7 protein-coding genes are annotated in these 8,262 nt (G+C 62.1%); 2 read left to right on the top strand and 5 right to left on the bottom strand.

Features of this window, described 5'->3' with window-relative positions:
- Together NRB16_RS20505 and NRB16_RS20500 are read right to left on the bottom strand one after the other, a co-directional pair.
- A partial coding sequence (locus NRB16_RS20505) for an aldehyde dehydrogenase family protein (RefSeq protein WP_257106820.1) occupies positions 1-201 on the bottom strand: 201 nt, incomplete at its 3' end.
- 62 nt (positions 202-263) lie between these two features.
- Entirely contained in the window at positions 264-1,094 is an 831-nt protein-coding gene (locus NRB16_RS20500; protein ID WP_045484997.1) for a p-hydroxycinnamoyl CoA hydratase/lyase, read from the bottom strand.
- Between the two features lie 241 nt (positions 1,095-1,335).
- Between NRB16_RS20500 and NRB16_RS20495 the strand changes: the two genes are divergently transcribed.
- Positions 1,336-1,824, top strand: coding sequence for a MarR family winged helix-turn-helix transcriptional regulator (locus NRB16_RS20495; RefSeq protein WP_257106819.1), 489 nt, complete (start codon positions 1,336-1,338; stop codon positions 1,822-1,824).
- 9 nt (positions 1,825-1,833) lie between these two features.
- On the opposite strand, the gene NRB16_RS20490 is transcribed toward NRB16_RS20495, so the two are convergent.
- Positions 1,834-3,126 (bottom strand): OprD family porin, encoded by a 1,293-nt coding sequence (locus NRB16_RS20490; protein ID WP_253139868.1) that lies wholly within the window; start codon positions 3,124-3,126, stop codon positions 1,834-1,836.
- Between the two features lie 301 nt (positions 3,127-3,427).
- Here NRB16_RS20490 and mhpT point away from each other — a divergent pair, with 301 nt between their 5' ends.
- A complete protein-coding gene (gene mhpT / locus NRB16_RS20485) occupies positions 3,428-4,639 on the top strand; it encodes a 3-(3-hydroxy-phenyl)propionate transporter MhpT (protein ID WP_045485004.1) in 1,212 nt (403 codons plus the stop codon).
- A 62-nt stretch (positions 4,640-4,701) separates the two neighbouring features.
- Here mhpT and NRB16_RS20480 read toward each other — a convergent pair whose 3' ends face one another.
- Together NRB16_RS20480 and recG are read right to left on the bottom strand one after the other, a co-directional pair.
- Positions 4,702-6,099: an aminoacyl-tRNA deacylase and HDOD domain-containing protein gene (locus NRB16_RS20480; protein WP_045485006.1), complete on the bottom strand. Its 1,398-nt coding sequence runs from the start codon at positions 6,097-6,099 to the stop codon at positions 4,702-4,704.
- 85 nt (positions 6,100-6,184) lie between these two features.
- Positions 6,185-8,260 (bottom strand): ATP-dependent DNA helicase RecG, encoded by a 2,076-nt coding sequence (gene recG, locus NRB16_RS20475; protein WP_253113990.1) that lies wholly within the window; start codon positions 8,258-8,260, stop codon positions 6,185-6,187.
- Positions 8,261-8,262: the final 2 nt, after the last annotated feature.

Here is an 8,262-nt window from a genome sequence, read left to right as displayed (position 1 = left end):
GCTGCGCCCCGCTCGGGGCGCAAAAGCAGCCCACCCAGACAACGCCGCCGGGGCGGCGGCGCCCGCCGCGTCGGCGTCTCCCAGGGTGGCGGCGGCAACCCTGGAGACCACCTCGCCGGTCACCGGATTACGGCGTTCGAAGGTGCGACCGTCACGCGCGGGCAATGACTGCCCGCCAATCAGCAAAGGCACGTCCAGCATGGTGATTCCTCTTTATTGTCTTTATCGGGAACACATGTCGATTTGGTGTAGCGCCGAGAATCTCAGCGCTTGTAGGCTTGCAGGCCCGGCTTGATGCTTTTTTCGTCGAGGAACTGCTTCATACCCTGCTCGCGACCGCCTTCGGTGTCCAGCAGGCGCGACTGGTCGAGCTTGGCGTACAGGTAGTCTTCGTTCTGCTCCCAGGTCAGCTCGCGGCAACGCTTGAAACCATGCTTGGCGGCGCGCAGCACCACCGGGTTCTTTTCCAGCAGGTTGCGGGCCAGTTCGATAGTGGTTTCGCGCAGCTGCGCCAGCGGCACGCTTTCATTGACCAGGCCCATTTCAGCGGCTTTTTTACCGCCGAAGGTCTTGCCGGTCATGATGTAGTACAGCGACTGGCGGTGGCCTACGGTGTCGGCCATGGCCTTGCTGACCAGGTTACCCGGCGGGATGCCCCAGTTGATTTCCGACAGGCCGAAGGTCGCTTCGTCAGCACAGATCGCCAGATCACAGGCCACCAGCGGGCTGAAACCACCGCCGAAGCACCAGCCATTGACCATGGCGATGGTCGGCTTGGAGTACATGCGCAGCAACTTCCACTGCCATTGCGAGGCCTCACGGCGGATCTTTTCCTGGAGAATTTCCGGGCCGGCGTCGGTTTCACGGAAGTACTCCTTGAGGTCCATGCCGGCGGTCCACGACTCACCGGCACCGGTCAGCACCAGCACACCGGCGTCGGCATCCTGCTCCAGAGTTTCCAGCACATCGATCATTTCCCGGTTCAGGGTCGGGCTCATGGCATTGCGTTTTTCCGGGCGATTGAGAATGACCCAGGCGATGCCTTCTTCGATCTCGACCTTGACGGTGCTCCAGCGGCCTTCGTAGTTGCTCATGTCGGTTGCTCTCTTGTTCTGGGTGGGGGCTTGTTCTGAACGGCGGCGTGTTCCGGGAGTGCCGATGAGCAGAAATTAGCCCGGCAAATTAGTTATGTCAATTAACTATTAATCGAGTTAATCGAAAACTTAACGGTCAGTGGATGTCAGATCACCTCATGCGGCTAGTTAGCGGTAGCCTTCGCCAAGCGATCACGGCAAACTGCATAGCCTTGTTAACTGAAGATCAGGACCTTTTGCCATGGCCAAGCCCTCCACAGCACCGCTGCCCCGTGATGTGGTGCCTGACGATGCTGGCGCCCCGGCGGCGCTGGATGCCGCGCTGGACGACCTGATCGGTTACGCCCTGCGCCGCGCCCAGCTCAAGCTGTTCCAGAACCTGATCGGCCGCCTGGCGGTGCATGACCTGCGCCCGGCGCAGTTTTCCGCCTTGGCGATCATCGACCAGAACCCCGGGCTGATGCAGGCCGACCTGGCCCGTGCCCTGGCCATCGAGCCGCCGCAAGTGGTGCCGCTGCTCAACAAGCTTGAAAGCCGTGCGCTGGCGGTACGGGTGCGCTGCAAGCCGGACAAACGCTCTTACGGCATTTTCCTGAGCAAGGGCGGTGAAGCCCTGCTCAAGGAATTGAAGCAGATCGCCGCGCAGAGCGACCTGGACTCGACCTCGGCACTGGATGACGCCGAGCGCGAGCAGTTGCTGCTTCTGCTGCGCAAGGTCTATCAGGACTGACCGGGCGCCTCACCACAGCGGCAAGGTGTAGGTGGCCAGAAAGCGGGTCTGATTTTCATCACGAAAGGCCGCCCCGGCGGGGAAGTCGTTGCGGTAGATCGCCTTGCGCACCACAAAGCCCAGTTGCTTGAGCGGCCCGCTCTGGATCACGTAACCCAGCTCCATCTGGAATTCCCGTTCCTTGCGGTCATCGGCGTTCAGTGAGGCCAGCTCGATGTTGTCACCACGCACGTAACGCAGCCGGCTCTTGAGCCCCGGCACGCCGAGGGCGGCGAAGTCGTAGTCATAGATGGCTTGCCAGGTACGTTCTTTGGCATTGAGAAAGTCCGAAGCCATGGTCAACTCGCTCATCCCCATCAGTTCGGTGCCAGACACATAGGGTGTAGCCGTGTCGCCGCTCGAATGCATGTAGCCCACGCTGACCTTGTGCCCGCCAAAGCGGTAACCCAGCAAGGCCGAAGCGTTGATGTTGTCGACCTTGCCAGCCTTGGCGCTGCCGGCCTCTTCACTGAAGAAACTGCGCAGGTCGGTGGTCAGCACGCCGTCGCCCAACGGCTGGTTGTGCAACAGCGCCAGGGTGCTCTGCCGGTACAGGTCATCGACCTCGGCATGGTAGAGGCGGATACCCAGGTCCTTGCTGAACTGGTAGTCACCGCCCAGATAACTCATGTGCGAAGTGGTCGCCGCGCCTCTGAAGCGGCCGTTGGGCGAAGCAATGCCCATCGCCTGATAGGAGGTGGAGTCGCGCCGGTTGATGCGGTCGATGTAGCCGGCGTTGAAGGTCAGCCCGTCGATATCTTTGGAGGTCAGGATGGTGCCGCGAAAAGTCTGCGGCAGCAGGCGCGACGGGCTGGCAAAGGCGAACGGCAGGAAGATCGACACATCGCCGGTCTTCACCGTGGTCTGGCCCCAGCGCAGCTTGCCGGTCAGGGCCAGCCGCGAGTAATCATCCGGCGCGCGCCTGTCACTGGCCGATACCGGTAGCAGCTCGGTGCCGCTGCGCTCTGGCGAGGAGTCGAGCTTGATCCCCACCAGGGCGCGGGCGTCCAGGCCAAGGCCCAGTTTGCCAGGGGTGTAGCCCGACTCCAGGTTGAGGATGAAGCCCTGAGCCCACTCTCGGGCCGCCGTCTTCGCCCCGTCATCCTTGTAGTCACGGTCCAGATAATAGTTGCGCAGGGTCAACGTACCGTGGCTGTCTTCCAGCAGCCCTTCGGCATGCAGGCCGGTGCTGCACAGGCCCAGCAGAAGCAGAGGATAAGCACCCAGTCGGGCGCCATTGATCATCGGATGAGTGTCTGGCATGTCCGTGGTCCATTTATTGTTGTTGTACTGGAACGCTGTCGGCCGCCTCAGGGGCGGCCTGCGGAGCAAGAATGGAAATGCGCGAGGCGCCCGTCAACGGAAACCATCCGATAATCGAACGTTAATTTTGTTATCTATTTTTGCCGCAGCACCGCTCTTTCTGTTAAGTCCATGTTTTAAAAGCCTTAGTCGGGTAACAAGCATTCACAGCCGACCCTTTGCTTTTTAGTTATCTTTGTTAATCTTATTTCAAGCCGACCCCAGGTCTGCGTTTACAACAAAAACAAGAACGAGGTTATCCATGGACAGTTCACTGCGCCGCCCGGCGCCCACTATTGTGCTTTGCTTCATCGTTGCGCTGATCGAAGGCTTTGACCTGCAGGCTGCCGGCACCGCGGCGGCGGGACTGCGACACACCTTCGAGCTGGACCCGAAAATGCTCGGCTGGGTATTCAGTGCCGGGATCATCGGCCTGCTGCCTGGTGCATTCTTCGGCGGCTGGATCGCTGATCGGATCGGTCGCAAGAAAATACTCATCGCAGCCGTGCTGCTGTTCGGGGTGTTCTCGCTGGCCACCGCCTACGTTCAGAGCCTTACGGCATTGCTGTTGGTGCGCTTGCTGACCGGCCTGGGTCTGGGCGCCGCCCTGCCCAACCTGATTGCCTTGTGCGCTGAAGCGGTTGGCGAAGAGCGTCGCGGTACGGCGATCAGCATCATGTATGCCGGCGTACCGCTGGGCGGTGCGCTGGCGGCGGTGGTCGCCATGCTGGGCGGTGATCACTGGCAAATGACCTTCATCATCGGTGGCCTGGCGCCGCTGCTGGTGGTTCCGCTGATGATGGTCCTGCTGCCTGAATCAACGGTGTTCCGCCAGGAGGTCGATCCGAACTCGCGGGTTTCGACCCCGCAGGCGCTGTTTGGCGAAGGCCGGGCGCGGATTACTCTGGCGCTGTGGATAAGTTATTTCTTTACCCTTACCGTGATGTACATGCTGCTCAACTGGCTGCCGTCGCTGCTGATGGGCCAGGGCTTCAGCAAGCCGGAAGCGAGCCTGGTACAGATGCTGTTCAACATCGGTGGCGCGCTCGGCTCGCTGTTCGGTGGCCTGCTGCTCGACCGCTTCAATGGCGTGAAAGTGGTGATTGGCGTGTACCTGGGGTTGCTGGCGTCGCTGATTGGCGTTGGACTCTCGGTGGGGATCGTGCCCATGGCCATCGCCGGCTTCTCGGTAGGCGTATTCGTGATGGCCGCGCAACTGGTGCTGTACGCCATGGCCCCGCCCTCCTACCCGACTGCCGTACGCGCCACCGGAGTGGGTGCTGCGGTGGCCATCGGCCGCCTTGGGTCAGTGGCCGGTCCTTTGGCCGCCGGGCAGATTCTCGCCGCCGGGGCCGGCACCAGCGGCGTGCTGCTGGCGACCTCGCCGGGGCTGGTGATTGCCGCGCTGGCGATCATCACCGTAGTCGCCAGACCGGGCCTGGCAACGCGAGCGCCGCTGAAGACAGCCAATTAAGGGCTGAATGCAAAACGCCCCCGACAGATACCTGCCGGGGGCGTTTTTATTACTTGGGCAATTTAGTGAGCGAACTGCGCCGCCAGCTCGCGCAGCATCACTTCAGCATCCAGCACCTTGCGCACCGACTCTTCAGCTTTCTCGCGACTGATGTTCAGACGCTCAAACAGCTCGTCAGGGATGCTCTCGACCGGACCGGAGCCGATCCCGTGTTGCCGCAGCAGTTGCACTGCCAGATACACCAGATTGGCATATTCGCAGTGCTCGCCCGCGTATTGCGGGTCGTGCTGGAAGCGCAATGCAGTGGCCAGTTCATCCGGCATGTCCCAGGAGCGCATCAGCCAGGCACCGATCTGCTCGCGGCTGATGCCCAGCAGATGCTGTTCGACGTAGCTGTGATGCAGGTGCGGATTGACCTCCAGCTGGCGGCAGATCAGCGAGAAATGTGGCGGGAACACATGGGCCAGCAACAGGTAGCCAAAGTTGTGCAGCAGGCCGGCCAGGTAAGTCAGGCCCGCTTCAGGACGCTTGGCGCGCGGGATGGCGCGGGTCAGCCCTTCGATGACCGCCGCGGTGTAGATCGACTGCTGCCAGTACGGGGTGGTCTGCTGCGGGTGATCCTTGGGCAGGCTCAGGGTCTTGCCCAGTGCCAGACCCAGCGCCAGATTGATCACCAGATCGAAGCCCAGCACCCGAACAATCGCGTCTTCCACCGAACGGATCTTGCCGGTCGAGGCGTAGTAAGGCGAAGCCGCCCAACTGACCACCTGCGCGGCCAGGGCCGGGTCGGTTTCCACGACACCGGTGATGTCATCGATGGTGGCATCGGGGTCGACCCGCAGCTTGATGATTTTCTGCGCAGTACCAGCCAGCGGCGGGATTTCCAGGGTCGCTTCCAGGCGCTGCTGAATGCGTCGTGCGGTGAACGCATGAACGGCCTGGGTGATTTCTTCGCGGTCGTCGTCAGGACGGTCGAAGTTGGGCTGAACCAGAGCAACCAGTTGCCCGAAGTTGGCCGCGCTGGCCTTGCTCAGCATGCCCTTGAAATCATCACTGGCGATTTCCAGCAGCAGGCCCGGCTCACCGGACCCCACCAGCAGCGACGATTGCTGCAGCAACCGTTCGTCGTACAGGCACGGCGAGCTGGTCAGTGCCGGCAGGCCGGGCAGGCTTTGCAGGTTGTGTTTGACCAGCATGCGCGACAGGCGCTCATAAGAGACCGCCTTGAGTTCGCGGCCGGTCAACTCGGTGATGCGGTTCAAATCGAGCAGTTGGTTCTGCGGGAACAGAATCAGCAGCGCGCCGACGGCGTCTTCGACGAGTACGGCTTGCACCTTGCGCTCGACAGGTAACGTGACATCGTCCACGACTTCCTGGTAGCGGATGGACAATTTTTCCAACAACTGCCGGATTACGGACGGGGTGTGGAGAGAGTCATCGACGTGGGCTACTTCTGTCATGGTCTGAGTCCAATTCCTACATTTTGTGCAGTATAACCAGCTTATCGAGCCTCAGCCCGGCGAGCATGTAAAAGCGTTGTCTACATCACACCTGACCATATTGCTGGCCGTGACGCAACCAGCGGTCAAGCAATGGGCTGACATGTTGCGGCCAGCGTTCCAGCAGCGCCTGGGCTGCATCGCGCACCGCCGGGAGCAGGTCGGCATCGCGCATCAGATCAGCGACCTTGAATTGCAGCAGACCGGTCTGGCGGGTGCCGAGCATCTCGCCGGGGCCACGAATTTCCAGGTCTTTTTCGGCGATCACGAAGCCGTCGTTGGTCTCACGCATGATGCCCAGACGTTGACGGCCGATTTGTGACAACGGTGGATGATAGAGCAACACGCAGTGACTGACCGCACTGCCGCGCCCTACCCGACCGCGCAACTGATGCAGTTGAGCCAGGCCCAGACGCTCGGGGTTCTCGATGATCATCAGGCTGGCGTTAGGCACGTCTACGCCGACTTCAATGACAGTAGTGGCAACCAGCAGCTGAACGGTTCCCTGTTTGAACTCGGCCATGATCGCGGCCTTCTCGGCAGGCTTCATCCGTCCGTGGATCAGGCCGACGCGCAGTTCGCCCAGGGCCATGCTCAATTCTTCGAAGGACGTCTCGGCCGCCTTGCAGGTCAGCTCTTCGGATTCTTCAATCAGGGTGCAGACCCAATAGGCCTGGCGACCTTCGGCGCAGGCGGCGCGCACCCGCTCAATGACTTCTACGCGTCGACTGTCGGCGACCAGAACGGTATTGACCGGCGTACGGCCAGGCGGCAATTCGTCGAGGATCGAAGTATCCAGGTCGGCATAAGCGCTCATCGCCAGGGTGCGCGGGATCGGGGTCGCGGTCATGATCAACTGGTGCGGGCACATCCGCCCGCCGACACCTTTGCTACGCAGGGCCAGACGCTGCTGGACACCGAAGCGGTGCTGTTCGTCGATGATCACCAAGGCAAGGTTCTTGAACTGCACCTCGTCCTGAAACAACGCATGGGTGCCGACCACCATGGGTGCGCCGCCAGCGATCTGCTCCAGCGCCGAGACCCGGGCCTTGCCCTTGAGCTTGCCAGCCAGCCAGGCAACCTCGATGCCCAGCGGCTCCAGCCAGCGCTGGAAATTGAAGTAGTGCTGTTCGGCAAGGATCTCGGTGGGCGCCATCAACGCCACCTGATAGCCCGCCTCGATAGCCTGCAGCGCGGCCAGCGCCGCCACCACGGTCTTGCCCGCGCCAACATCGCCCTGAATCAGGCGCAGCATCGGCTCGGACAGGCTGAGGTCGTAGGCAACCTCTTTACCGACCCGCTGCTGGGCGCCGGTCGGGACAAAGCCCAGATTGCCCAGAAACAGTCCAGGCAAGCGTGTGGCAGGCGGCATGGCCGGTGCCTGCTGGGCACGCAGGCTCTCGCGCAGACGCTGTTGCGACAACTGGTGAGTCAGCAGCTCTTCAAAGGCCAGCCGATGCTGTGCCCAGTGGTGCCCCAGGGCCAGCTCTTCGACATCGGCGTCGGCCGGCGGATGATGCAGGTAACGGATGGCGTCATCCAGTGGTGCCAGTTGGTAGTCGCTGATCAGTTCTTTGGGCAGCCAGTCCGGCAGGCTTTGCGGGCCGAGCATGGCCAGGCTCTGCTGGCTGAGCTGACGCAGGCGCTGTTGGGTCAGGCCTTCGGTAGTCGGGTAGATCGGTGTCAGGGTCTGCTCTACCGGCGGTGCTTCATCGCCGCTCAGGGCGCGGTATTCGGGGTGGTAGATCTCCAGACCCGAAGCGCCGGGGCGGGCCTCACCGAAACAGCGCAGCGGCGTGCCGCGCTTGAGGCCTTCTTTCTGGGCATTGCTGAAGTGGTAGAAGCGCAGGCTGACCGTACCACTGCCGTCGCCCAGGCGCACCAGCAGGCTGCGGCGCTTGCCCATCACCACATCGGCACCGCTGACCACGCCCTCGATGACCGCATCCTGGCCGGGCCGCAACTGGCCGATAGGCACCACCCGGGTGCGGTCCTGGTAGCGCAGCGGCAGGTGGAACAGCACATCCTGCAGGTTCTCCAGCCCTACCCTGGCGAGTTTTTCAGCCATCGCCTCACCGACACCCTTGAGTGCCGTGACCGGGACCTGAGAAAGCTCGTTCATCG

Source organism: Pseudomonas sp. LJDD11 (genome assembly GCF_024584215.1).
Taxonomy (GTDB): domain Bacteria; phylum Pseudomonadota; class Gammaproteobacteria; order Pseudomonadales; family Pseudomonadaceae; genus Aquipseudomonas.
Note: the sequence above shows the minus strand (reverse complement) of the source record. Positions and strands in the feature narration are given on the sequence as shown.

Coding starts and splice junctions, on each gene's coding strand:
- NRB16_RS20500 (WP_045484997.1), bottom strand. CDS start 1,094: ATGAGCAACTACGAAGGCCGCTGGAGCACCGTCAAGGTCGAGATCGAA.
- NRB16_RS20495 (WP_257106819.1), top strand. CDS start 1,336: ATGGCCAAGCCCTCCACAGCACCGCTGCCCCGTGATGTGGTGCCTGAC.
- NRB16_RS20490 (WP_253139868.1), bottom strand. CDS start 3,126: ATGCCAGACACTCATCCGATGATCAATGGCGCCCGACTGGGTGCTTAT.
- mhpT (WP_045485004.1), top strand. CDS start 3,428: ATGGACAGTTCACTGCGCCGCCCGGCGCCCACTATTGTGCTTTGCTTC.
- NRB16_RS20480 (WP_045485006.1), bottom strand. CDS start 6,099: ATGACAGAAGTAGCCCACGTCGATGACTCTCTCCACACCCCGTCCGTA.
- recG (WP_253113990.1), bottom strand. CDS start 8,260: ATGAACGAGCTTTCTCAGGTCCCGGTCACGGCACTCAAGGGTGTCGGT.